The sequence below is a fragment of the Amycolatopsis sp. YIM 10 genome, assembly GCF_009429145.1.
Classification (GTDB): domain Bacteria; phylum Actinomycetota; class Actinomycetes; order Mycobacteriales; family Pseudonocardiaceae; genus Amycolatopsis.
Genome location: NZ_CP045480.1, coordinates 10,165,080 through 10,188,373, shown reverse-complemented (window position 1 = coordinate 10,188,373; position 23,294 = coordinate 10,165,080). Strand labels below are relative to the sequence as shown.

Here is a 23,294-nt window from a genome sequence, read left to right as displayed (position 1 = left end):
GGGCAGCCGCATCACGGACCCCGCCACACCGCGGTAAACCCGCTGATCAGGTCGCCGGCCGATTCCTTGGTAACCGCGCTCGGCGCACCCGAGTAGCCGTAGCACCGGACTTGCGCGCCCTTGTCGAGCCACCTCGAGGTAGACGCCGAGATGTTGTTGCCGCCACCGGCAACGCTGTCCTTGGCGAACAAATTGCCCGCGGACGAGCCGCCGATCATGGCGTACTTGTCGGTGCTCACGATGGTGTACCGCAGGTTCAGCGAGAGATCCCACCAACCGGGTTCACCGATGGTGAACACCCCGCCGGCGAGCGTGATACCGACTGGCGGCCGGTTGACCTGCGGGAAGGTGAGCAGGGTCGGGGCGTTCGAGGTCGGCTGGTTGGTGGTGATGGTCCAGTCGCCGCCCGGGGTCGCGCCGCTCATGAGCGCGGCGTACAGCCACTTCTCACCGTTCCAGCGGTAGAGCCCGCCGGTGCTGGCGAGCACGACGAGTTGACCGGGGTATGGGTTGGTGATGTCGGCGAGCGCGGCCGCGGTCACCTGCCCGCGCACCCGCCAGGCGGCACCGTCGTAAACCTCGGTCCATCCCTTGTCGAGCCGGTAGACCTCCTGGCCGGCGTACGCGGCGACCGCGTTGCGTTCGGTGAGGCTGCCCACGGGCAGCAGGCCGCCGAGGGCGACTGTCCACCCGGGCGGTAGCGGGTCGATCATGGCGTCGGTGATCTTGTCCGCGCCGGCGGTCACCCGGACCCGGGCGAGGGTGAACCAGTCGCGCGAGCCGTCGACGACGGGGTCGCCCGGCGTCGCCGAGGCGGTCCCGCGCACGAGCCGAACCTCGAACTTCGTCGCGGTGTCGAGATAGAACTCGTCGGACTGCTGCGCGATCACCAGGTCGTGACGGTCGTTGGCCGGGTCGGCCGGTACGGCGAGCACGTCGAGCGTCTTCGGGCTGTCTAGCGACACCAGGTATGAGCCGATGCCGCGCGAGGCGCGGATGCTGCCTTGGAACGGCTCGACCACGATCGAGCCGCTTGCCGTGCCGGCCGCGTGCACGCGGCCCGGGGTCGCCGGACCGGGCCGGATGCCGTTGCGCGCGGTGACTCCGCTCGGCCCGGGGATGAGCAGTGCGGACACCGCGAGCCGGGCATCTTCGGTGGTGATCAGTGGCGCGGTGTCTGAACCGACGGCCCACGAATTCCTTTCAGGCATGGGAAAACCTCCGTCTCACATCGCGGTGTTGTGCACGGTCACCGACAGGCGCGAGTCGGAACTCGTTGCGGCAGAAGCGAAAACGGCCTGTACTTCTCGGCCGGGTGGGAAGCTGAACCATCCGCGGGTGAACAGGCGGTCGGAGGCCGAGACGTTGCTGCCGACGAACAACACGGTTCGGGCGAGCGTGTCGACTTCGACGACTTGGCCGGCCGGGATGATCCAGTCCGGATCGAATTCGAGGGCCTGCCCTGTGTCGCGACGGGTGATCGAGGGACCGCGGACCGGGCCGGCGATGCGCCAGACCGGCCACGCCTCGGCCGTGCCGGTGTTGGTCCAGGTGATGACTCCGCCGCGGGCTGCCGCGCCGAACGGCATCGGGAACCGCACCGGGAAGGCGAGCCCGCCGGAGCCGACCGCGCCGAGGGTGGTCGAAGCGGTGTAGCCGGGCAGCTCGAGTAACCGGGGATCGGTGGCGACCCACTGCACCGCGCCGGCGACGTAGCCGGCGTCGTAGGCGAGCCCGGTCGGCACCGACCGGCGCGTGCACCGGGCGAGCGCTTGCCAGGTTCGGCCGGCGAGCCGGATCACGAGCGGTTCCTCGTCGGGGTTCTCGCCCGGCGTGGTGGCCGCGCGCAGCAGCTCGACGGCGGCCGTGAACTGCTCGCGTGTGGCGCGCCGCGCCGAGATCACGAACGAGTAGGAGATCGTGCGTGACTGCGCGAGCAACTGCCCTGGGAACGCGCCGTGTTGTCCGGGCCGGTCGACGTCGCCGCCGCGCATCTGCGGCAGGTCGAGCCATCCCTCGAGGGCGCGCCACCCGTACGCCGTACCGGCGCCGAGCAGGATGCCGCGCCACTCGAGTTGTCCGTCGCGGGTGATCAGGTCCCCAGCAGCCACTACCCACCCCCGCGGCTCATCCAGTCCAGCTCGCCGGCGATGTCGGCCGGCGACTGCGCCGGCGTCGCGTGGAACTGGTCAATGTGGACGGTCGCCCGGGTCCCGGTCGCCGAGTACGCGCCGGCCGTGCCATCGGTGCCCGTGCCGGGCGCGCCGGCGAACGCGAGCGCCGGCGTGGTCAAACCGGCCGCCATCGTGTCCGATACACGCGTCGCGAGATCGGACGCCGAGCGCAGCGCGACGCCGGCGGCCTTGTCGATACCGCCGGCCAGGCCGGGCGGAATCCACCGGCCGATTCCGGCGAACACCGTCGAAGGCGAGTTGATCCCGAGAATGTCTTTAGCCCACCCGGGGAGCAAGTCGCCGAAGAAGCCGAGCACCTTGTTTTTGAGCCAGCTCGCGGCATTCTGAATCCCGTTCCATAAACCGGTGAGCAAGTCACGTCCGGCGTTCAGGAGAAGCGAGCCGAAATTGCCGAGTCCGTCGAGCACGCGGCCCGGCAGGCCGCGTAGCCAGTTGACCAGCTCGGCCGCCTTGTCTATCGCGGCCCGCGTCAGGTCCCCGAACCAGGCGGCCACCTTGCCCGGCAGGGAGCCGAGCCACGCGACCGCGTCAAGGACCCAGTTCACCGCGGTACGGACGCCGGCAACGATGGTGTCCCAATGCTTGATGATCAGGCCGGGAAGTGACCAGTTCAAGAACAGATTGACGATAAAGTCGACTGCTCCGGAAATGAAATTTCCGATCCAATCGAGCGCGGCGCCAATCGCGGACTTGATCGTGTCCCAATTTGAGATGATCAACACGGCCAGAAGCGCGACGGCCGTTGCGATCAAAATAAACGGGTTAGTCATCATCGCGACCCGCAAGGCGTTAAAAACCGTTGTCGCTGTGCGAAACGCGGTCGAGAGGCCACCGACAAGCGTCGTGAGCGGACCGGCGGCCACGGCGACGGTCGCAAACCCGATCGCCAAGGGGCCGAGCCACGTCATGTTGTCGGACAGGAAACCGGCCAGCAGCGCCAGAAGTGGGCCGGCGACCTGGAGCGCCGCGGCGAGGACGGTGCCGATCTGGCTCGCGAGCGTGGCCAGACCGGGAGCCAGGGCGACGACGGCCGGCTCGAGCGACGTCACGGCCGAGGCCAGTCCGCCGGCCAAGCTCTGGGCGACCGCGGCGACCACCGGTGCCAGGGCGGCGAGCACGCTGCCCAGCGGGGCGACGGCGGGTGCCAGGGAGGCGAGCGCGGCGCCGAGCTGCGGGCCGAGGGTGGCTATCGCCGGGCCGACGTCGGAGACCAGAACGCGGCCGATCTCGGCGAACACCGGGGCCAGGCCGTGGCCGGCTGCGGCGATGCCGCCGAACACCTGTTGTAGCAGGGTGGCGCCCTGCGCGGAGTTGAGGAAGTCCCGCACGGCGCCGGTTGCTTGCACGAGCACGTCGAGCGTCGACGTGCCGTTCGTCGACATCGCCGAGAAGACGGCCGAGATGATGCCGCCGACGTTGCCGGCGAGCTGGCCGAGCTGCTGTAGCGCGTTGAGCCCGTTGCGCATCCACGCCTCGAGCTGCCCGGACTCGCGGGCCGCGGAGATGAACGCGGCGAACCGCTCGGCGGCCGAGCCGGCGCCGGTGGTGAGGTCGGCGAACACGGTCGAGCCGACGGTCGCGACGTCGCGGAAGACCTGCGCGAGTGGCTGCGTGACCTCGGCCAGGTTCGACACCGCGGTCGAGCTGTTGTCGAAGATCGTCGCGACGTCGCGCCCGGTCTGTGCTTCGCGCAGGAACGCGGCCAGGCCGGCGGCGCCGACGCCGAAACTCGAGGCCACGTCGGTCATGCCGCGGCCGAGAATCGGGAGGTACTGCGCGCCGAGCTGGCGCACCACGTCGCCCATTTCGGAGAAAAGCTCTTGCTGTACCGAGCGCTTGACCGCGTCCCACGCCGGCGCCAAGGCACGCACGGCCTTCGCCGTGTCGCGCGCGGCGGGGGCGAGTTTCGCGGTGGCCTCGGCGAACTTCGCCGGGTCGTCGATCGCCTTCAAGGCGTCGCCGAACCCGGACAACCCGACCTTGAGCGAGGCCAGTGCGGCACCGCCGGCGACCGCGGCACCGGGCAGGATCAGCAGCGCGCCCGACGCGGTGACGATGCCGCCGCCAAGCGCACCGAGTGCGCCGCCGGCGAGGTTGGCCGCGCCGGCGAGGGCGCCCACCCTGAGCGCGCTCGCGCCCGCGGAGAGCGCAAGGTCGCGCGCGGACCTGCCCGCGCGCACGAGCGCGTTGTCGTAGACGTCGGTGTCTTTCGCCGCGGCGGCGAACCGGGCTCGGGCCTGCGCGAGCTTGCCGGCGACGCCCTTGTCGTCGATGCGCAGATACCCGACAAGCTCGCCAATGGTGAGCGCCACGCGACCACCCCCGCCCGCTGCTCGTCAGGGGCGGGGGCGGTCAGCCTCCGGGTACAGCGCGCGGCGTAGCCGGCTCGCGTCGGTAGAGAACAAGCCGGCGATGCGGATGCGCAGCCAGCGCCACGAGCGGGCGCGCAGCAGGCCGGGCATCTCGAGGTCGAGGCCGTAGACCTCGTGCAGGTCTAGCTCGACGAGCGACCAGCGCGCGAAGATGTCCGACCAGCGCGGGCCGTCGCCGGCGCCGCCTTCCGTGTCCGGGTCGTACCACTCCCGGATGCCCGTTGCGGGGTCGATCGGGCCGCCGCGCGACGGCTCGCCCGATTCCCCGCCGAGGCTTCCGGGCGGCCGCCGGCGTTCCAGTACGCCTCGGCGGCCTCCGGGCTCTGGGTGTGGTGCAGAAACGCGGTCATGCCGGCGACCTTGAACCGCGGCCACGCGACCCCGTCGGCGACCATCTCGTCGTAGGCCGTGCCGAGCGACTTGCGGTACATGTCGATTTCCTGTGCGTCGCTCAGCAGCTCGCCGCCCGGCTCCGGCACCGACAGTTCGCCGGCGTCGGGGTCGTCCTCGTGCGCCTTGACCGCTGCCGCTACGCCGAACATCCAGTCGTGAAGCCGCTGCAACCGCAGACCGGTCTCGGCGTCGACCGGTGGGACGGCGTAGACCTTGCCGCCGATGGGTAGCTCGAGCCCGCCGTCGAGCAGCTCGTCGAGATCCCGATACGCCATCACTTGCCCCCGCTCGTCGTTGCGGTTGCCGCGGTGCCGCCGGACGGCGGCGTGGTCACGGGGTTGGTGATCTCGAGCGGCTCGCCCTGGCCCAGCAACGTGAAGTTGAAGGGTTCCAAATCCGTGGTTTCTCCGCCCTTGGTGAACTCGGATACCTGCGCGTAGCCCTCGGACGCGTCCGGCGAGCCGTCTCGGCGGTACCACCGCACATGCACGTCGGCCGAGAAACCGACCTTGCGCGCGGCCTTGCGGATGAACTCCTGTCCGGGGTCGGGGGTGTAGGCGGTCGCGGCGGTATCCCGCTTGCGCTTGCCCTCGGCCTCGACCTTCCATTTCCGCTGCGTGATGACGTCCGCGCCCCACCCGGGCGCGTCGTTGGTCGAGTCGTCCTCGGTGTTGTCGTCGGTGCTCTCCGAGAAGTTCGACAGGCCGCGAACCGGCGTCCACTGCGGGGCAGTGGCGCCGCTCGCGGCCGTGTCGACTTCGAGCGCCCAATCGCTGGCGAGCATGGAACGTAGGGCCATTGCGGCGCCTCCTATTGGCGGTAGCGGGTCGGGTGGTGTGCCCGAATCCGGTAGGTGTCGGTGTGCACGTAGCGGCCGTTCTGGTCGGTGCCGCTGGGGTTCGAGGTCTCGCGGCTGACCAGGTGGACGCCGAGCCCGAGCTGCTGCTCGCTGGCGCCGGCGAGCGCGTCGAATGCGCCGTCGACGAGGTCGAACAGGTCGCGCGGGTCCTGGCCGGCGGAGCGGAAGCGGATGCGCAGGCCGTACTCGGCGTCGGCGTCGGTGTCGTGGGTGAGCGGGTACAGCAGCAGGGCGAGCGCGCGCGGCGGGTCGGCTGGCAGGCCGCCGAACACGATGCCCGTCTCGGTGGCCGCGTAGCCGGCGTCGGCTCGGTAGATTCCGACGCCGGCCGCGGCGAGGTGGCGCGCGATGAGGTCGCCCAGCTCGACGACAAACCTCATGAGCGGGTGGCCTTGCGGATCTGCGCGGCGATGATCTGCCGGGCGACGTCGATCTCGTCGTCGAGCGCGGTCTCGAGGTATTTCGCTTCGCCGTCTTCGTGGTGCCAGGTGGTCTCTTCGTGCTGGCGCACGGCGTACTCGGTGTCGAACGAGACGGCGCCGGTGAGCCCGTCGGTGGTCGCCGTGCCGGTGTTGCGAAGGGCGGCGGTGTCCTTGGGTGCCCGGTTTACCGCGACGCTGCGGACGTGCTCGGCGGCGAGCTTGACGCCCTTCTCGGCGCCGCGTGTGAAGTCCTCGAGGACGTGGTCGCCTTGCCAGTGAAACTCGGTCTTGAGCCGCACGGCGGGTACCTCCCTTACGTGAGGGTGATCTCGAGGTGCGCCGGCGCGCTGGGGTGGTCGAACGTGCTCGCGGTGATCACGGTCGCCGTGCGCTCGGCTGGCGTGCCGGGCCACACGGTGACCTCGGAGCCGGCCGGTACGGAGGGGCCGGGCCTGGTGATCACGGTCGTTTCGCTGATGGTCTCGGCGCCGTCGGATGCGCGGACCAGGCGCCGGCGGTCCTCGACGTAGGCGCGGCGAACGGTGAACGGTTGGCCGAAGGTCGGGCCGTACGCGCCGGTGCCGGCGTAGGGCTTGACGGTCACGGTGTGCGGGAGCAGGAACGCGGGCATGGTCAGCGCCACCGGGCGACCTCCTGCTCGACCGGGCCATCGCCGAGCAAGCCGGCCGCGGTGAGTATCTGCATGGCCTCGGGCGAAAGCCGGGCAGCTTGCGCGGCGCCGGGTGTGCCGGCGGCCGCGGTGGTCGCCCGGGTGAGGTTCACGGACCCGATGCCGGCGGAGGTGAACCGGGCGGCCGCGCCGGAGTCGTCGCCGGTGTCTTCCCACCATGCGACGGTGGCGCACGTGGCGTCGCGTACCGCGGCGCGCACGTCCGGGTCGTTCGGGTAGCCGGCCGGGTCGGTGAGGTAGACCGCGGTGACGAGCAGCCAGTCGACGAGCTGTGACGCGCGTGCGAGCTGCCGGGTGATGCCCTCGGGCGGGGTGGTGATGTCGAGCCAGTTCGCGTAGTCCTCGGCGGTCGCGTACACGCGTGCCACGGCGACCCCCTCTCGTTGGTGGAGGCCGCGGCCGGCGCCCGGTCGGGGTGCGGGCGCCGGCCGCGGCGGCTACTTCGCCGGCGTGCGGCGGCTGGTGCGCTTCGTCCCTTCCGGCTCGGCTGGCGGGTTCTCGGCCGGCGTCTCGTCGGCGGGCACGGTGTCGGCCGGCGGGTCGTCGACGGTCGGCTCGGTGGGCTCGACGTCGTCCTCGACCGGGGTCACGGTGTAGCCGTGCCGCTGGAAGTAGGCGACCGCGTTCTCGTCGTCGGTCTCGCCGCGGCCGGCGGTGAACCGGACGCCGGCGACGGTGCCCGCGTAGTCGGTGACTGGGGTTTCGATGGTGTGTCGTGGCATCACTGCACCTTGATGTTGCGGAAGACGGCGGCCGCCTTCGTGGCCTTGAGCGCGACGGCGACCGGGCCGAGTTCCACCTCGCCCTTCTTGACGGCGCCGGCGACGGTGAAGTCGGGCAGCCAGCTCTCGACGAGCTGCGTGCCGACGGTCGCGACACCGTGGAAGCCGTCGAGCCCCACGCGGTAGGCGTACAAGTCGGTGAGTCCGGTCGCCGCGGTGCCCCCGACGGTCCGGCCGAGAATCGGCACGATCGGGTTGTTCGTGCCGGCCTTCGCGCCGGCGTCGACGAGCAGCACCCCGCCGTAGGTCTCGCGGACCACCGGCCGGCCGTTGACGCCGATCAGTCCCTCGACCGGGTCGCGGGTGTACATGCCGGCGCGGCGTGCGGCCGCCCGGACTCGAGCAAGCGACTTCGCGTTGCCGATCACCACCGACGGCGCACCGTCGAGTAGCGAGAGGAACTCGTCGACGGCGTCGAGCGCCTTGTGCTCGGCGCGCGCGTTCGTGTCGAAGTCGGTCCAGTCGGTGACCTGGCCGGCGCGAAACTCCGTGGTGGAGCCCACGAGCGCCTTGTCGAGCCCGTCGAAACCGTTGGTCTCGACGGCGGTGTCGCCGTTGATCACCGCGTCCTGAAACCGGGTGTTCGCGGCCTTGATCTTCTGCGACATGTTCAGCGACACCGCGGCGGACGCGGCCGGGCCGACCTTGGCGATAACCCGGTCGACCTCGAACGCGCCACCGAGCACGGCCAGGTTGACCGAATAGGGAGCGGTGGTGACGTTCTGCGGCGCGTACTCGGCGTTGAGCGCGCGGAAATCCGCGGTCGGCTGCGTGATCAGCCGGCGGTACCCGTAGGTGAGCGTTGCGCCCCCACCGGAAGGGTTGACGACGTCGTCGAAGATCAACGAGTCGAGGATCGCCGACTCTTTCCGGAACTCGTCGATTACGGCCGGGTCGTAGTCGGTCTGTGCGTTGTTCTTGGCCTCGGCCAAGGTCACGGGCATGGAATTCTCCTAGCTGCTCAGTTGCCGTAGTGGCGGGAAATGGCGTCCGTGAGCGACTTCGCGGCGGGCTTCTCGCCGGACCCGCCGGCGTGCTGCCCGCTGCTGCGCGGCGGCGCCTGGCCGGCGGCGCGCAACTTCGGGTTGTCGGTCACGGCCTTGGTGATCGCTGCGCCGACCTTGTCGGCGAAGTCGGCCGCGGTGGGGTCGAGCTGCTCGACCGCGGAGAGGAACGCGCGCGAGTCGACCAGCGCGGCCGGGTCCGCGCCGAGGGGGCCGGCGGACTTGAACACGGCCAGCTCGACCGCGGCGGCGCGGGCGCGCTGCTGCTCGGCGGTGACCTGCTCGGCGAGCTTGGCCGGGTCCGCCTTGTCGTCGTCGCCGGCGACCAGGCCGAGGGCCTTGCCGATGTCCTGCGCGAGCTGCTGCCGTGCCTCGTCTGCCGCCTTCGTCTTCGCGGTCGTGCGGTCCGAGGCGTTCTCGGTGCGCAGCTCGCGCACCATCTTCGCCAGCGTCGCAGGGTCCAGCGTGGCGAGTTCGTCCGCGGCCGCGCCCTGCTCGGCCGGCGCCGGTGCGCTCGGCTGACCGGCGGCCGGCGGCTGCTCCCCGGTCGCGGCGTTGCCGGTGGTGCCTGGCTCGCCGGGTGTGCCGGTCGGTTCGCCGGCGCCGGCCGGGGTGATGGGTGCGGACACGGTTGCCTCCTGGGCGGTCGTGGGATTGGGGAAACCTCGGCACCTGGCCGAGAGTCTGAGGTGTCCGCGTTGTTGACACTAAGGCCGCAGTGTCCCTAGAGTGTCAACAACGCGGACAAGCGAAAGGGGAACGCAATGCAGGCACTTTTCGAGGTCGAGCCACTGCTCGAGGCCGAAGCGCTGCGCAAGCACATCGCCGACCAGGTCCCGGGGCAGGTCGACATCTGGGAGGCGTGCGCCGAGGTCGCCGCCGAGCGCGCGGTCGCGGTGCCGACCTCGTTTGCGTGGCCGGAACCCGTGGGCGCGCTCTATGCGCGCGATGACTTCAACGGCGCGGCGGTGCTGGCGTGAGCGACGATCAAGACCTCGCACCGCCGGTCGAGAAGTTTCTCGGCGCTACCTCAATCGCCGATCATCTCGGCGTAACCCGTTCGGCGGTCAACAAGTGGCGCGATCGGTACCCGGTCGACTCGTCGCATCCCTTCCCCGCACCGGATATCGAAACCGACGGCGTGCCGGGCTGGCATCCCTCTCGACTCAAAGAGATTGAGAAGTGGCGAGAGGGAATGCCCGGCACCGGTCGACAGCTCAGCCCTGCTGAGCAAGTGGTCGAGCGGATGCTCGAGGCGTCGGACGAGTACGTTGTCGCGACCTATGAAGCCCGGCTCAAGCGCCTCAGTGAGGATCGGCGGCGGCTGCCGGGCCACCGGGTTGTGTTCGGCTACCTGCGTACGAATCCACGGACGTCCTTGACCACCCACCGTGCCTACATGGACCAGCTCGAGGACGCGGGATGCGACATAGTCCGAGCCGAACGAATGGCGGGCAACGACTTGACCGAAGGATTTTTCGACCTGGTCGACCACATGGAATCAGGCGACGTACTCATGATTCCCCGGGCGTACCAGCTCAGCCGATTGCAGGGCATCGCCCGACGCGGTGTCGAAGCAGTCGAAGCACGCGGCGCCTCCGTCGAGTACCTCTACGGCGTCGGCCCGACCGGTACGGCCTAACCCGCCTCGGCCGACGAGTGCTCGCGCGCGTAGGCGGTTCGCCCGTCTTGGTAGCCCTGGCGCCACACGCGCGCGAGCGCGAGCGGTCCGCGCTCGGCGTTCGCGCGGTGGGCACGCTCGGCCGGTGTTCGCGGGCCGAGCCACTCGGGCACGTGTTCCGGCGTGTACGGGTTCGGTGTCGGTGGCGCGAGCCCATAGCCGGCGGCGTAGCCCTGTTCGCGGGCGGCGCGGACTTGCTCGGCGGTTATTGCAGCCACGACTCACCCCCGGTGCGGAACCGTTCGCCGTTGCCGCCGCCGAGTTGCTCGGCGACGAATTGGTCGAACGTGACCCTACCGTTTTCGTCCCACCACTGCTTTAGCTCGTCGGATGCCCACCGGCGGGCGTAGGTCTCGTTCTGGCGCCAGAGGTTCCGCGGGTCCAGTCCGGCGCGTTGGCCTTCCGGAGTGAGTAGGAACCCGTTGGTTGCTGCCTCGGCGGCGAAGTAGTCGCGTTCGAGGCGGTCGGCGTAGGCAGCGCGGGCGAGTTCGTCGAACCCGCGGCCGCGGTAGCCCTCGCGCCGAAGCCGGGCGATGGCGTCCTCGCGGCGCATCTTCTCGACGTCCTTGTCGAACACCTCGGCGTACGCCTGTTCGTAGTCGAGGCCGGTCTCGACGAGCCGGTCGACCTCGGCCCACTTCTCGGCGTCCGGGTCGTCGGCGACCGCGTCGGCGTACTGCTGGTCGGCTTCGCGCCGGTCCAGCTCGGCGAGCACCGCGGCGACCGCGTCCTCGTCGTCGCCGACTTCGGCGAGCCGGTCGCCGAGCTGCTCGTCGGACAGCTCCCGCAGGTCCACCGGTGCGGCCGGCGGCGCGGTACGCCGTTCGATCTCGTCGCGTACGGCCTGGTGCGTCCGGCTGACTTGACCGGGCTTGCCGAGCAACTCGGCGCGCTCGGCGAACACCCGGTCGGCGACGGCGAGTTCGTCGTCGCTCAACTCGGCCGGCGTGCGCTGCTGCGCGGCAAGCGCATCGGCGACGGCGTTGTCGGCCTTGGTCTTCTCTGCGGCGAGCTGCTCGGCCTCGCGCCGGCGGGTCTGTTCGGCGGCGATGGCGTCGAGCCGGTTCTGCTCGGCGCTGCCCTCGGTGACCTGGTCGGCGAGCTGGTCGAGCCGGCGCTCGGCGGCCCGGAGGTCGCCGTGTCCGAGGTTGACTTGCTCGCGGTAGCGCTTGCGGTTGAGCCCGGTCCGCTTCACGTGCTCGCGGATCTCGGCTTGCGTGTTGCGCACCCGACGCTCGGCGGCCTGGCGCTCGTCGTCGGTGAGCGCGGCCGCGGCCTTGCGCTTGTTCCGGCGCACCTTGCGCTCGAGCGCGCGCAGGTCTTCGCGGTCCTGCTCGGCCTTGGCGTCGTGCTCGCGGATCTCGTCGAGCTTGGTCACCCCGGGCAGATAGGGCACGAACTGATGCCGACAGTTCGGGTGCATGAGCCCCTCGAGCCGCGCCTGCTCGACCGTGGCGGCGACGTCGACTGTGACCGTCTCGTCGGTGAGGGTGTGCTCGACCAGGCGCTCGCCGGCCGGGCCGGACAGCGCCAACACCCGCCCCTCCCAGCGGATACAGAGCCGGCAGGCATGACGCGAGCGGGTGATCGTGACCAGCTCGACGCCGGTGGAGGCCATGCGGGCGAGGTGCCCGTCGTTCCACGCGCGCCCGGTCGCGGTGCGCACGGCCATCTCGACGTAGCTCGCGAGGTTCCAGTCGCGGCCGGCGCGGTCAACGAACCCGGTCACGCCTTGGGAGACGAGCCGGTCCCACGCGGCCCGCTGCGCCGAGTGGATCGTGCTGGTACCCAGCAACTGATCAGGCGCGGCCGCGGCGACCGCCGTTTGATAGGCGTCCTGCTGCCAGCGCAGGACGCGCAGCGGCAGCGCCTCGAGTCGGCTGGTGAGGTCGGCGGCGAGGATGGCGGCCGCCTGCATTCCGGGCACTACGCCGGCGAGCTGCTCGAGCTGCTCGGGCGACAGCGCGCCGAGTTCGGCGAGCTGCGCGAGCCCTTGCTCGGCGCCGGCCTGCCACGCGGCGAACACGGAATCGGCGGCCGCCTTGCCTGCCTGCCCGGTGACCTGCGTAGCGATCCGCTCGGCGGCGAGTCGAAGCTCACGCGCCGCGGCGGCCTTCTGCGCCGCCCACTCGGGCACGTCTTGGCCGGCGCGGACCCGGCGGGCGATGTCGCCGAGCAACCGCGCCTCGGCCTGCGTGTACAGGGCGAGAATGTCCGCGGCGAGCTGCTCGACGACGTCGGCCGGATCAACTCCGGGTGGGGGTTCCCACGGCATCGGCGGCCCCCTCGACCTCGTTGTCGCCGGTGGCCGGCGGGTCGGGGAACTGGTCGAGCCCGCGAAACTTCGCCGGATCGGGCACAGTCCGGCCGGACTCGGCGAGGATGGCGGCGACTTCGGCGTCGACCTGGTCGTCGTCCCAATCGGGGTGAATCATCCGCACCCGCACGTCGGTCGAGGCAGCCTCGGCCGCGCCGAGCGCCTGCACCGTTCGCGCAAGCGCTTCGGGGTCGGGTTGCGTCCGGTCGGGAAACTCGACCTTCGGCAGATCGGACACGGTCGCCGTCCCGCCGAACGCGTACCGGTCGACCTCGACCAGCGCGGCGGATACGTGCGCGAGTCCCGATGCCCAGTACCGGGCCTTCTTGTCGCGGGTTCGGTTCGACAGCTTCTCGCGGGCGGTGACCTCGGTCGCGGTGATCGAGGCGTCGCCGTCGTTGTCGCCGAGCGTCGCCAGCGAGTAGCCGGCGGCGCGGAGCGCGGTACGGGTGATGTCCTCGGCGGTGTCGCGGTGCTCGGCTACCCGGATCGCGAATTGGTGCGCTGAGACGGTGAGGGTGTCCGAGCCGCCGCGCGACAGCGCGTTCAATTCGGTGTAGACCTCGCGGTCTTCGTCGAAGCTCGCGCCGCGGCCGGCGCCGTTGTCCTGCAAGTACCCGGTGGGCACCAGTAGCCGGGCCTTGGCGATCCGAACGTCACGCATCCAACTCGTGTAGACCTCGTCGAGCGCGTCGAACATCGGCTCTACGCCGTCGAAGTCGGAGCGGCCCAGCGGCGCGAGTTCTGGCGTGCCGCGCCACACTCGGTTAGGGCGGACGTTGGGCACGTAGGCCGCGGCGAGTCGGTCGGTGCCGGTAGCGATGCTGCCCTCGGCATCGACCAGCGGCGCCGCCCACTTCGTCGCCGGCGACTCGGCCAGCGGCACGACGCGACCGAGTTCGGTGTCGGTGCCGACGTGCAGCGCGTGCACGATCCGGCCCGGTTCGTAGCGCTCGAGGTGGCGCCACACGGCCGGCCCATCGACGCGCACGCGTGTGTAGAAGGTGACCGCGGCCAGCTCGCCCCAACGCCATTCGGGCACCGCGGCGTCGGCGTGGACGGCGTCGAGCATGGCGTGCTTGGCCACGTCGGCATCCCAGACCACGCGCAGGTAGGCGCCGCCGAGCGCTGAGGCGATCTCGGCAGCCTCGAGCAACCGCGAGTGCATCGCTGGCGAGTTGAGTGCGAGGTCGAGCCGCGCCTGCGCCGCGGTGTCGTCGACGACGATGCGGGGCGGTTCGGAGAACAGGAGGTCGGCCGACGCGGTCGCGATGTCCGCGGCGAGCGGCACATGCAAGCGCTGTCGGGTCTGGCCAACCGGGACCGGCCGGCCCCAGAAGAACCGAGCGAGCCCGCCCACCAGGCCGCCGCGGTAGGTCGAGGGCCGGAGCCGAGGTGTAACAGCGCGCCGGCGTTCACCGGTGTAGACCTCGACGAGCCGCTCGGGATCACCGGTGTACCAGGCATCCCACTCGCGCATACGCGCGTGCGCGTCGTCGAACGGCGGGGGAGGCCAGGAAGACGGCATGACGCACCCCCTTTCACCAGAGCAGGGAGAAACGTGGGATTCATCAAGCAGGCCAAGGCGGACAACATCGCCAAGGAGGCGCACGACGCGTTCGCGGCTGGCCGGTACTTCTTCGCCGCACGGCTGAACTGGCCGGCGACACACCACTTTTTGTCTGGCGAGGTCGCCGACTGGTCCATGCAAATCGAGGCGATCGAGCGCGCCGGTTGGGTTCTGTCCGAGTGGGCGGTCGGCCAGGACAAGCAAGGCAGACCGGAGGCGTACCCGTTGTTCAAGCGGCGGCGAGAGCAGGCCGCCAGAGCGCCTCAGTAGTCGTCACGGCATACCGGCCGCCGTCGAGCGAGTGATCAGCGATCTTGATCGGCTTGTCCTCGCCGGCGGCGGTCGCTTTGTCGTCCCACGAGTAGCCGGGTACCTCGGCGATGAAGCCGCGGCACCGGTCGGCCACGCGCAACCGGTCCTCGGCGAGCAGGCTCGACACGGTCCGGATGCCGTAGGCGACGTCGTTGTCGGCGGCTTGGGTGAGCACGCCGTCGGACTGGAGTTGCACCCGGAACGACGCGGCGGCCGGGTCGACGACGACGAACTCGGGGCGGCCACCTTGCCGCGGGTGGTGGTCAAGGTCGAGCCACTCACGCAGGCCGGCGGCGAGCTGGGAATCGGTTAGCCGTGTCCGCGCGTGCGCCGGGTCGTGGCGCCACTCGTCGACCAGGTACAGCCGGTCGTCGGCGCCGAGGCCGAGCAGCAGCGCCGCGGTTGCGTTCGTGGTGCCGTAGTCGACGCCGGCGGCGAGCAGGCGCCGCAGGTCGGGCAGCTCGGCCCACGGCACGACGTGCCGGTCGGGGTCCCACATGTCGAACACGGCGCCCTCGGCGGCGACCCACTCGCCGAGGATGAACCGACGGAACCACAAGCCGGTGTACTCACGGCGAATGCTCGCGCGGTACTCGGCGGACAACGAGGGGTTGTCGTCGAGGGTGAACGCGAACGAACGCCAGTCGGGCAGCTCGGCGAGCCGGTCGAGGTAGTCGTGTTTCAGCCAGTGCGCGGGGTTGTCCGGGTTGGTGGTGCCGAACAGTTGCGCGCCCGGAACGGACATCCGCCCTAGTAGTTGCTTGAAGAACTCGCGGGCAACGACGGTGACCTCGTCGACGTACGCGCCGGCGCAGGTGAGCCCACGCAGGACCTTCTCGGCCTTGCTGTCGGAGGCACCGAGCACGAACACTTGCCGGCCGAGAATCCAGCCGGACGGCGCGCCCGCGGTGTACCGGACATGGTCGGCGACCGCACCGAACAGGGTCGGGTCTTGCAGCGGCGCGAACACGTTGCGCGCGACCGAGTCGCGGGTGCGCCCGACAACGACGAGTTGCCCGCCGCGGGGTGCGTGCGCGACGTAGATCAACCAGCGCAACAAGCTCGCGATGGTCTTGCCCGACCGGATGGCGCCCGACCAGATGTTCACCCGGGAACGTGACTCCCGCATCGACTCGATTTGCGCCGGCGAGAGCGGCAGGTCGAGCGCAGGTTCACCCATTCGCCGGCCCGGTCGCGATGCCGAGCGCGACGGCGAGCCCGCCGAGCATCGACCGAGCGCCCTCGGCGCCGGTGTCGGCGTCGACCTGCTCGAGCTTGGCCGCGGCGCCGAGATGCGTCGACATCGCCGAGGCGAGCGCCTTCTCGTCCGGCGCCGGCACGTGGTCGAGCACCTTGGACTCAATGCCGTTGATCGTGGTCGCGGTGAACGTGTACCGGTCGGCCTCGAGGCGGCCGAGGATGCGCTCGGCGCGGCCGTAGAGCCGGCCGACGATGTCAGTACGGCGGGCGCGGTTGTCGACCTGACGAGCGTGCGTCGCGGCGGCAGTGGCCGAGCGGTCGAAGGACAGGCCGAGCGCGCGAGCGATGCCGGTCACCGTGGACGGCGAGCGGTTGATCTCCCGGGCGATGTCGTTGCGGGTCTTGCCCTCGGCGTGCAGCTCGCGGACGCGCTCCCGGTCAGCGTCGGTGATCAGATTGCGCGGCAAGGTGGTCACCTCGCCCCCGGGCAGCAGACAGCCCCGGACCGAGGGGGGAGGGTAGTCCGGGACTGTCGGATCGTGGTGCGGGTACAGCTCACCCGCTGCTAATCGCCAGTTTAAGCACAACCGGCCGGTTCGCGGGTTACACGCTTTCGCGCGGGGGTGACGAGCGCAAGGTCGATGACGTCGCCGATGCGGTACCGCGGCCGGCCGTGTTCGTCGGGCTCGCGCTTGTCGAGCTTGCCGGCGCGCGCCCACGTGCGCAGCGTGTTCGCCGACAGTTCGCGGCCGAGCAGCTTCGGCAACGCGCGGGCGATCTCCGCTGCGGTCGCCTCGACGTCCCGGGCGGCGTCGAGCAGCTTCTCGCGCCGGGCCTCGACGTCGTGCCGCATCCCGCACTCACGGCAGGCGACGACGGCCCGTTCGGGGCGGGCGTAGAGGTCGGCCGAGCAGTCGGGGCACGGCCCGCAGTACACACGCGCCGGCGGGAGGTCGACGGCCCGGCGGACCTGCTCGACGGCGTCGCCGATCTCGTCGACCAGCTCGCCGCCGGCCGGGTGGTACTCGGTCCACGACGGGTGTCGGCGCAGCCATGCGGCCATCTCGGGCACGGTGTCGTCGAGGTCGAGCGGTTCCAGCTCGGCGACGGTGAGCGGCGAGCCGTCCGGCGCGGTCTCGCCGGTGGGCACCGGTTGGCGTAGGCCGTGTGTCTCCCACAGGTCCCGTACCCACGTCGAGAGCACGTTGTGCACGACGTCGCGGACCTCGGCGGCGCCAACGTTGAACGGCAACCCGGTCTCGGCCGGCCGCGAGCCCACCCTCGGCGGCCCGGTGTTCGAGAGCCGGGCGACGGTGTCCTCGAGGTAGTCGACCAGCTCGGCGACGTCGACCAGGTCGGATCGGAGGCGGCCGAGGCACGACGGGCACACCGTGCCGCCGGTGGTGGCGTTGGCGCAGAACGGGGCGGCGCACGTGTCGATCATGCACTCGAGCCTCGAGCCGGCCGTGTCACCGACCGGCCGCGGTGGCTACGCGGCGTCGACCGCCCGGTCGACGAGTACCCACCCGACGGCGCCGCACGGCGCGCACTCGGTGCCGTCGACCGAACCGGCGCCGCGGCACTTGCGGCATACGGCGTCGAACCACTCGTCGCCCTCGACCGAGCGGTGCGGCGCAGTGGTGCCGAGTCCGCCGTGCGCCTTCGCGAGCAGGCACACACGGCCGGGCTTGTGCGGGTGTTCGTGACGACAGTTCACCGGGTCACCGGCGATGAGCGTGCTTCGGGCGAATGCGCGTGCGCTCAACGAACCTTCCTTCGTGTCGAGTCGGGACAGCCTACGACCGGTGCCGTTCATGCGGCCGCGCCGAGCGGCTCGTCGAGTTCGGCCTCGGCCGGAATCGGGAGACCGGGCAGCGCTAGCACGTACTGACCTGCGCCGGCCCACGTGCGGCCGCACCGGACCGGCTCGGCGAGCACGTACGCGCGCGACACCGTGCCGCGCCGTCGAGCCCGCAGACGGGCACGGCGCTCGCGTTCGTACTCGGCGTGTGCTGCGGTGCACGCCGAGCAGCGGCACCGGTGTTTCGCGTACCGGGCGTTCGTGCCGTGCGCCGGCCGAACCGTCGGCGCGGGGTGTCCGTCCTGCTCGGCGACCGCGGCTCGCTCGTCGGCGTCGAGCCCTCCCCAGATCCCCCACGCCTCCCCGGAAGCGAGCGCGTCGGTGAGGCAAAGCTCGCGCACCGGGCACTCGGCGCATACGGCCCGGCACTGGTTGATCTGCTCGTCGGCCGGGTCGATGAAATCGAGGTCGAGGCGCCCGCGGCACGCTGCGCGCTCGCGCCACGACGGCCGGCGCGTCACTGCGGCGCCTTGTCGACTAGCAGCGGCGCGGCGAGCCGGGACGGTGGGGCGGCCGACCATCGCCGTGGCCTGGTGCATGCCAGCAACAGGGTCAGCGCCGGGCTGGAGGAACTGCAGCTCACCGTGGGGGAGGGGCACGGTCTCGGCGAGCCGACGAAGCCGGTAGGGCAGCAACCCCGTACCCGGTTGCCGTGCGAGCCCTTCGAGAGCGATGCCGAGCCGGCGGCCGAGGTCGCCCTCGACAACGGCCGGCGCGCGCTCGCTGGCCTGGCGCAGCAACGCGGCGAACTGGTCGAGCGCCGAAGGGTCGATCGGCGCGGGTGCGGGGCTACCCGAACCGGAAGCGTCCGCCGAGCCGGCGTCGACGCGCGCGTGCGCGCGGAGGCGCCGGCGACCGGTCGCGTGCGTGGTCTCGTCGTGGCTGTTCATCGGTTCCCCCTGGTGTTCAGCGCGTGGACGCGAGCGCGTCGGCGAGCCGGGCGTCGTGCGCGGGCTGCTTGGTAAGTGGCTTGCCACCGGGGCCGGTGCACGGTGCGCCCGGTCGGGCTTTGCACCAGGTGCACGGCACAGCGAGGTAGGCGCGGCGGGCCTCGACTTCAGCCTCGGCGTACTCGGGATCGACTCCGCGGGTGATGGCGAGTGCCGCGGTGACCCGGGCGACGCCGTCGCGAATGGCGCGCAGGTCGAGCGGCCGCTCTGTGGCGCGGGCGCGCAACTGCGCGTTGTGTTTGCGTTCGGCGGCGTCGCGACGAATCGTTTGCCAGTACTCGACGATGTCGGCCGGCATGACGGTCTCGCCGTTGTGCCGGTAGTGCTCGCGGACCGCCGCACCGGCGACGTCGGCCGGGACGTCGTCGAGGATGCCGGCCCACATCGTGAGCACGTCCGGATCGGGTTGCGGCACCTTCGGGTCGACGGCCGAGGCGGCGCCGAGCAGGGTCGCGACTTCGGCTCGATTCATGCGCGCACGCCCTCGACGAGCTGCTCGACGGGGTCGGCGTCGACGGGCGCGGGCTCGGCGGCGAGCGCGAGCCACCCCCGAACTTTTTCGCCTCGAGCGCTGCGGACCGGCGGGCGCGCGGCCGGCTGCTCGGCGCGCCGGGTGGCCTTGACCGCATCGTCGTACAGGTGTGGCAGCAGACCGGGCCGAGCATCGGGGCGGCGGTCCCATTCGTCGAGCGCGGCACGCAACGGAACCAGCGCACCACCCTCGCGCAAAATCCCGTCTGCCTGCTTGGCAAGCGCACGAATCGTCGCCGGCCGGTAGGCGGCGCCGGTCTGGTCACGCCAGGACGTCACCAGCCGGTAGGCGTCGGGCCGAGAGGCGGTCGCGGAGAGTTCCGCCGCGGTGGTGGTGCCTCGCGGGTGCGGGCGCGCGTGACGGCCTGGTTCCGTAGTTCGGTTCAGTAGTTCCGGTTCACCTTGGGGTGCCGCTGTGACACCCGCGTGGGGTGACTGTCCGACACTCCCGGGGTGTCGCTCTGGCACGGGGGGAGTGTCGTTCTGACCCTCGGGGGTGTCGGTGTGTCCCTCCCGCTGGGGTGTCGGTGTGGCACCGTCGCCGGGTCGGTTGAGCATGAGGCGGTACTCACTGGATGTGTCGGCGCCGGTGCCTCGCTGGCGTCGGGTGCGGGCAATGAGCCGTCGCTCGACGAGCGTGTCGAGCCCGCGTTGCACGGTTCGGCGCGATGCTTCGGTTTCACGCGCGAGCGTCGCGAGCGATGTTGTTGCATAGCCATCGCGGTTGGCGTGCTCGGCCAGGGCGTAGAGCACGAGTTTGGGCATGGGGCCGCCGACCTGTTGCTCGGCGGCCCAACGCAGGGCTTGAACGCTCATCAGGCCCCCGCGGCGGCGTACTCGTCGGAGATCATGAAGAAATCGACGTCGAGCAGTTCGGCGACCTGGTCGAGGGTGTCGCCGCGGCGGCGAGCGATCCGGACGACCTCGAACACCTCGCGCGGGTGCAGCTCGTCGTACGTGCGGCGGCCGTTGAGCCCGGCCTCGACGGCGAGCGCGTCGAGCTTGCGCACGGCCGGCACCGCGTTGGTGCCGGGAAATTCGATGATCACGGTTCCCCCTGGAGTGGTGCAGTGGCGGACGCGGGCGCGCTTCACCGCGCCCGCCACTGGTCGTGACGGACTGGAAATGTGTTCTGAGCTGCAAGTACGGACAACCTAAGGGCGCGGCGCCGTTGTAGCGTCACAAACTGTTACCCCAGGTTTTGCGGCACTTCGCGCGCTGGCGCGGCCATCCACACCCGGTTACGGCTTGCGCGTCGGCTTCGCCGGCGGCTGCGGTACTCGCCGCACGGCACGATCAGCCGGCGAGAGGCCCACGTGCCGAGCACAGACGGAAGGATGTTCGGCGAGTGCGGCTCGACGTCCTTGGGAACGGCCTTGCGGACGTCCTCGGCGGTGAACGGCCGGCCCTTGCGGACCAGCTCGGCGAGCGCGGCCTCGGCCGCGGCCCGGTAGTCGCGGTTCACGGCGACCGCGGCGGCGAGGTTGGCCTCTTGGCCGGCGTGTCGGTCGGCGAACCCTAGGGCGAGCTGGTCGGCCACGGCTTGGACCCCTCCCACGGGCGCGAGCGGATCTCGCGTGCCCACTCGGCCAGGTCGGCGAGTAGTTCGCGGTGTCCGGACATGTCGTAGACCCGCTGCCCCGGCGTGCGTCCGGTGACCACCGGGCACGTCGGGCACTCCGGGCAGCACGGCGAGCAGTCGGTCGGGTCGCAGCAGCCGAGCGCGGCCGTGGTCACGCGGTCACCTCCCGCAGAGCCGAGCGCAGCATCGACAGGTGTTGCTCGGCCCGCACGGCGCGCGCTTTCCACTCGGCGGCCGCCGCGAGCTGCTGCCGGATCTCGCCGAGGGTGAGCCCGTCGAGCGAGTCGACGTCGACCTCGGCGGCCGGCGTGGTCCGGTGCTTGTTCAGATGCGGCCGGATCGAGTGCATGTTGTCCGATGTGTAGTCGCAGTGCACGCACCCGTACGTCGTCGAGCCGTCGGCGAGCAGCAGCGTTCGCGTCTGTCGCCAGAGCACCGGCGCGCCGCCCTTGGCGCGCATCGGTGCCTCGGTGGGCTCGTCGGCGATCACCTCGAGCCCCTTCGCGCTGGTCGCGGTCATCGCTCACCGTCCGCGGTGTCCGCCGGCGCGGTCGGCCAGTCCTCGACGACTTCGGCGTCGACGACGTCCTCGGCGGTGGGCAGGGTGACCGGGGCGGCGGGCGGCGTCTCGGGCGGCGGGCCGTCGGGCTGCCAGACGCGCTCGGCGCTGGTGGGTACCCACTTCGCGAGCTGGTGCGCGGCCGACTTGAGCCACATCGCCTTGGGGTTCCACTGCCATGGCGAGAACGGCGAGTCGGCGCCCTCGGCCTTGGACAGAATTACGGCGATGTCCTCGGCGGAGAGCACCGAGACGTTGCTCGTCGCGCCGTCGCGCATCTTCGCGTAGGCGTACGCGAGGACCAGGTCGCCGCGGTTGGCGCGCCAGTTGATCTCGTGCACCGGTCGGTCGTGCTCGCCCGGGTTGTAGGCGAACGTGTCATGTTCGCGCACCACTTCGACCTTGACCGACGACACCGCGCCGGCCCGGTACATGAGTTCCACCTCGCCCTGATACCCGGTGATGCCGAGGACTTCGGGACCGCGCTTGGTTTTGCGCGGGACTAGGTAGTACTGCTCCGTGCCCGGCTCGAGCCCCTTGCGCGCGGCGTCGAGCAGCGCGACAAGCAACGACGTCGGGTTCTTCTCCGCGGCGTTCGCAAGCTGCGGACTCCGGCGCAGGGCACCGGTAGCGATGCGCAGCCACGTCTCGGGCTTGATATGGCTGGGAAGCACGGTCGCGAAGTCGGTGCGGTACTTGCGCACGAGCGCGGCCGGCGAGCTGTCCCGCTGCTGCGCGACGGCCGACGTGACGGTCTGAGTGGTCATGCTGCGGCGCTCACCTTCTGCGGTGTCGAACGGATGGGAGACGGGCGCAGCGACGGCGGCGAGTCACCGGTGCCCGGTACGCGGATGGCGATCGACTCGCCGGCGACCACCGCGCGCCGGCCGGAACCGAGCGCGTCGAGCACCTCGGCGGCCGCCCGACGCTTGGCGTCCTCGGCGGCCTTGTGCTCGGCGACCGCAGCCCGATACCGCTCGGCCAGCGTCGGGGCGATCTCGACCTCAACGTCGTCAATGAGCGGGTGTAGCGCGCGCACCGTGCGGTAGGTCGCGGTGTGCTCGTCGATGTCCGGGCGTTCGTCGCGCTCGAGGGTGTCGAGGAATTCGCGGGCGGCGTCGCGGAGCACGGAAACCTCGGCGATGTTCCAGTCGACGACGTACTCGCGGTAGTCCGATCCGGAGATCAACACGGCGATGTGCGCGCGGGACAGGCCGAGCGTGTCGAGCTGCCACAGGGCTTGTGTCCGGTAGTAGATCGGCACCTCGTCGGTACCCGGTTCGCCCCACTCGTCGGCGTTGTGCGCGGTCTTCACCTCGAGCAGTGCGCGCTCGGTGAGCGTGGACAGCAGCCGATCGGGCGTCGCCACCTGCCACCGACGCGCCCGACTGGCCCAGGTGCCGGACCGGCGCACGCGGTACTCGGGATGCGCCGCGGCGAAGGCGCGGGCGATCGGGTCCTCGAGCCAGCGACCCCACCGCATGACGTCGTTGTCATCCGCCGGACCGGTGTTGCCCTTCTTCTTGTGCCAGAGAGAAAACCGGCTCTCCCACGGCGAGAGGCCGAGCACCGTGGCCACCTCGGAACCGCCGAGCGCGGACGCGCGGGCGGCGAGCCATTCGGCCGAGCCCGGCTCGAACGTGCCCACGCGGACAGCGGCGGCGCTCATCCGGCCACCCCGGCGCACTCGGGCGTCGAGGCGACGTCACCGCCGGTCACTTCGAACACCACGTCGAACGGGATGCCAAGCCCCTTGATCGTCGCGGCGATGAACTCGTTTCCGGGCCACTGCTCGCCGTCGAGCACGCGCCCGACGGTGGACTGACTGACGCCGAGACACTTCGCGAGCGCGTACCGCGACCGCAGCCCCTTCGCAGTGGCAATCTTGCTAAGCGCATCCGGTCGGATGCGGACGTGCGATGTCACTAAACGTTCCCCTCTGCTTCCGCGTGTGGAAGATCTCGAACCCCGCGGAAGATCGACCATACGGGCAGGTGGAAGGGACTTTCAACG

32 protein-coding genes are annotated in these 23,294 nt (G+C 71.1%); 3 read left to right on the top strand and 29 right to left on the bottom strand.

Going from position 1 to position 23,294, the window contains the following annotated elements; genetic code table 11:
* Nucleotides 1–11: 11 nt before the first annotated feature.
* The 12 genes from YIM_RS47535 to YIM_RS47480 all read right to left on the bottom strand — a co-directional run bounded on the left by YIM_RS47535 (nt 12) and on the right by YIM_RS47480 (nt 9,347).
* Entirely contained in the window at nt 12–1,211 is a 1,200-nt protein-coding gene (locus YIM_RS47535; RefSeq protein ID WP_153036579.1) for a hypothetical protein, read from the bottom strand.
* 15 nt (nt 1,212–1,226) lie between these two features.
* Nucleotides 1,227–2,111, bottom strand: coding sequence for a phage tail domain-containing protein (locus YIM_RS47530; RefSeq protein WP_153036578.1), 885 nt, complete (start codon nt 2,109–2,111; stop codon nt 1,227–1,229).
* The gene (locus tag YIM_RS47525; protein ID WP_153036577.1) at nt 2,111–4,507 is read right to left on the bottom strand and encodes a hypothetical protein; all 2,397 of its coding nucleotides are present in this window, start codon (nt 4,505–4,507) and stop codon (nt 2,111–2,113) included. The genes YIM_RS47530 and YIM_RS47525 overlap by 1 nt, the downstream gene beginning before the upstream one ends.
* Nucleotides 4,508–4,689: 182 nt before the next feature.
* Nucleotides 4,690–5,235: a hypothetical protein gene (locus tag YIM_RS47520; protein ID WP_153036576.1), complete on the bottom strand. Its 546-nt coding sequence runs from the start codon at nt 5,233–5,235 to the stop codon at nt 4,690–4,692.
* The gene (locus tag YIM_RS47515; RefSeq protein WP_153036575.1) at nt 5,235–5,744 is read right to left on the bottom strand and encodes a phage tail tube protein; all 510 of its coding nucleotides are present in this window, start codon (nt 5,742–5,744) and stop codon (nt 5,235–5,237) included. The genes YIM_RS47520 and YIM_RS47515 overlap by 1 nt, the downstream gene beginning before the upstream one ends.
* Before the next feature lie 26 nt (nt 5,745–5,770).
* Nucleotides 5,771–6,199 carry a minor capsid protein gene (locus YIM_RS47510; protein ID WP_153036574.1) on the bottom strand — a complete coding sequence of 143 codons (429 nt, stop codon included), beginning with the start codon at nt 6,197–6,199 and terminating at the stop codon, nt 5,771–5,773.
* Nucleotides 6,196–6,540 carry a hypothetical protein gene (locus tag YIM_RS47505; protein WP_153036573.1) on the bottom strand — a complete coding sequence of 115 codons (345 nt, stop codon included), beginning with the start codon at nt 6,538–6,540 and terminating at the stop codon, nt 6,196–6,198. Before YIM_RS47505 ends, YIM_RS47510 begins: the two co-directional genes overlap by 4 nt.
* 14 nt (nt 6,541–6,554) lie before the next feature.
* Nucleotides 6,555–6,884, bottom strand: coding sequence for a hypothetical protein (locus YIM_RS47500; RefSeq protein ID WP_153036572.1), 330 nt, complete (start codon nt 6,882–6,884; stop codon nt 6,555–6,557).
* Complete coding sequence (locus YIM_RS47495) at nt 6,875–7,300, bottom strand: hypothetical protein (protein WP_153036571.1); 426 nt, start codon at nt 7,298–7,300, stop codon at nt 6,875–6,877. Before YIM_RS47495 ends, YIM_RS47500 begins: the two co-directional genes overlap by 10 nt.
* A 69-nt stretch (nt 7,301–7,369) precedes the next feature.
* Nucleotides 7,370–7,654, bottom strand: coding sequence for a hypothetical protein (locus YIM_RS47490; RefSeq protein ID WP_153036570.1), 285 nt, complete (start codon nt 7,652–7,654; stop codon nt 7,370–7,372).
* Complete coding sequence (locus YIM_RS47485; protein WP_153036569.1) at nt 7,654–8,658, bottom strand: major capsid protein; 1,005 nt, start codon at nt 8,656–8,658, stop codon at nt 7,654–7,656. Before YIM_RS47485 ends, YIM_RS47490 begins: the two co-directional genes overlap by 1 nt.
* 17 nt (nt 8,659–8,675) lie before the next feature.
* Nucleotides 8,676–9,347, bottom strand: coding sequence for a hypothetical protein (locus tag YIM_RS47480; RefSeq protein ID WP_153036568.1), 672 nt, complete (start codon nt 9,345–9,347; stop codon nt 8,676–8,678).
* A gap of 135 nt (nt 9,348–9,482) precedes the next feature.
* Here YIM_RS47480 and YIM_RS47475 point away from each other — a divergent pair, with 135 nt between their 5' ends.
* On the top strand, nt 9,483–9,698 hold the full coding sequence (locus YIM_RS47475) for a hypothetical protein (RefSeq protein WP_153036567.1): 216 nt from the start codon (nt 9,483–9,485) through the stop codon (nt 9,696–9,698).
* A complete protein-coding gene (locus YIM_RS47470; protein WP_153036566.1) occupies nt 9,695–10,360 on the top strand; it encodes a hypothetical protein in 666 nt (221 codons plus the stop codon). The genes YIM_RS47475 and YIM_RS47470 overlap by 4 nt, the downstream gene beginning before the upstream one ends.
* On the opposite strand, the gene YIM_RS47465 is transcribed toward YIM_RS47470, so the two are convergent.
* From YIM_RS47465 to YIM_RS47455, 3 genes are read right to left on the bottom strand one after another with little or no spacing between them, the layout of a single operon-like run.
* Complete coding sequence (locus YIM_RS47465; protein WP_153036565.1) at nt 10,357–10,617, bottom strand: hypothetical protein; 261 nt, start codon at nt 10,615–10,617, stop codon at nt 10,357–10,359. The genes YIM_RS47470 and YIM_RS47465 overlap by 4 nt on opposite strands.
* Nucleotides 10,605–12,674 (bottom strand): phage minor capsid protein, encoded by a 2,070-nt coding sequence (locus YIM_RS47460; protein ID WP_153036564.1) that lies wholly within the window; start codon nt 12,672–12,674, stop codon nt 10,605–10,607. The genes YIM_RS47465 and YIM_RS47460 overlap by 13 nt, the downstream gene beginning before the upstream one ends.
* A complete protein-coding gene (locus YIM_RS47455; protein WP_153036563.1) occupies nt 12,646–14,244 on the bottom strand; it encodes a phage portal protein in 1,599 nt (532 codons plus the stop codon). The genes YIM_RS47460 and YIM_RS47455 overlap by 29 nt, the downstream gene beginning before the upstream one ends.
* A gap of 33 nt (nt 14,245–14,277) precedes the next feature.
* On the opposite strand from YIM_RS47455, the gene YIM_RS47450 reads away from it, so the two are divergent.
* A complete protein-coding gene (locus YIM_RS47450) occupies nt 14,278–14,556 on the top strand; it encodes a hypothetical protein (RefSeq protein WP_153036562.1) in 279 nt (92 codons plus the stop codon).
* Here the strand turns inward: YIM_RS47450 and YIM_RS47445 are convergent.
* The 14 genes from YIM_RS47445 to YIM_RS47380 all read right to left on the bottom strand — a co-directional run bounded on the left by YIM_RS47445 (nt 14,516) and on the right by YIM_RS47380 (nt 23,087).
* Nucleotides 14,516–15,706, bottom strand: coding sequence for a PBSX family phage terminase large subunit (locus YIM_RS47445; protein ID WP_255462860.1), 1,191 nt, complete (start codon nt 15,704–15,706; stop codon nt 14,516–14,518). The genes YIM_RS47450 and YIM_RS47445 overlap by 41 nt on opposite strands.
* Nucleotides 15,707–15,770: 64 nt before the next feature.
* Complete coding sequence (locus YIM_RS47440) at nt 15,771–16,265, bottom strand: helix-turn-helix domain-containing protein (RefSeq protein ID WP_228004456.1); 495 nt, start codon at nt 16,263–16,265, stop codon at nt 15,771–15,773.
* A gap of 110 nt (nt 16,266–16,375) precedes the next feature.
* On the bottom strand, nt 16,376–17,242 hold the full coding sequence (locus tag YIM_RS47435; protein WP_153036559.1) for a hypothetical protein: 867 nt from the start codon (nt 17,240–17,242) through the stop codon (nt 16,376–16,378).
* Between the two features lie 45 nt (nt 17,243–17,287).
* Nucleotides 17,288–17,563, bottom strand: coding sequence for a hypothetical protein (locus tag YIM_RS47430; protein ID WP_153036558.1), 276 nt, complete (start codon nt 17,561–17,563; stop codon nt 17,288–17,290).
* Nucleotides 17,564–17,610: 47 nt separating this feature from the next.
* Nucleotides 17,611–18,549: a WhiB family transcriptional regulator gene (locus YIM_RS48855; protein WP_194239984.1), complete on the bottom strand. Its 939-nt coding sequence runs from the start codon at nt 18,547–18,549 to the stop codon at nt 17,611–17,613.
* 16 nt (nt 18,550–18,565) lie between these two features.
* Entirely contained in the window at nt 18,566–19,081 is a 516-nt protein-coding gene (locus tag YIM_RS47420) for a hypothetical protein (protein WP_153036557.1), read from the bottom strand.
* A complete protein-coding gene (locus tag YIM_RS47415; protein WP_153036556.1) occupies nt 19,078–19,956 on the bottom strand; it encodes a helix-turn-helix domain-containing protein in 879 nt (292 codons plus the stop codon). Before YIM_RS47415 ends, YIM_RS47420 begins: the two co-directional genes overlap by 4 nt.
* Nucleotides 19,956–20,189, bottom strand: coding sequence for a hypothetical protein (locus YIM_RS47410; protein WP_153036555.1), 234 nt, complete (start codon nt 20,187–20,189; stop codon nt 19,956–19,958). Before YIM_RS47410 ends, YIM_RS47415 begins: the two co-directional genes overlap by 1 nt.
* A 140-nt stretch (nt 20,190–20,329) precedes the next feature.
* Entirely contained in the window at nt 20,330–20,680 is a 351-nt protein-coding gene (locus tag YIM_RS47405) for a hypothetical protein (RefSeq protein ID WP_153036554.1), read from the bottom strand.
* Nucleotides 20,659–20,877: a hypothetical protein gene (locus YIM_RS47400; protein ID WP_153036553.1), complete on the bottom strand. Its 219-nt coding sequence runs from the start codon at nt 20,875–20,877 to the stop codon at nt 20,659–20,661. Before YIM_RS47400 ends, YIM_RS47405 begins: the two co-directional genes overlap by 22 nt.
* A complete protein-coding gene (locus tag YIM_RS47395) occupies nt 20,874–21,242 on the bottom strand; it encodes a hypothetical protein (RefSeq protein WP_153036552.1) in 369 nt (122 codons plus the stop codon). The genes YIM_RS47400 and YIM_RS47395 overlap by 4 nt, the downstream gene beginning before the upstream one ends.
* Entirely contained in the window at nt 21,239–22,048 is an 810-nt protein-coding gene (locus YIM_RS47390; protein WP_153036551.1) for a recombinase RecT, read from the bottom strand. Before YIM_RS47390 ends, YIM_RS47395 begins: the two co-directional genes overlap by 4 nt.
* Nucleotides 22,045–22,950: a YqaJ viral recombinase family protein gene (locus tag YIM_RS47385; RefSeq protein ID WP_153036550.1), complete on the bottom strand. Its 906-nt coding sequence runs from the start codon at nt 22,948–22,950 to the stop codon at nt 22,045–22,047. Before YIM_RS47385 ends, YIM_RS47390 begins: the two co-directional genes overlap by 4 nt.
* Nucleotides 22,947–23,087 carry a hypothetical protein gene (locus YIM_RS47380; protein WP_153036549.1) on the bottom strand — a complete coding sequence of 47 codons (141 nt, stop codon included), beginning with the start codon at nt 23,085–23,087 and terminating at the stop codon, nt 22,947–22,949. Before YIM_RS47380 ends, YIM_RS47385 begins: the two co-directional genes overlap by 4 nt.
* Nucleotides 23,088–23,294 lie beyond the last annotated feature (207 nt).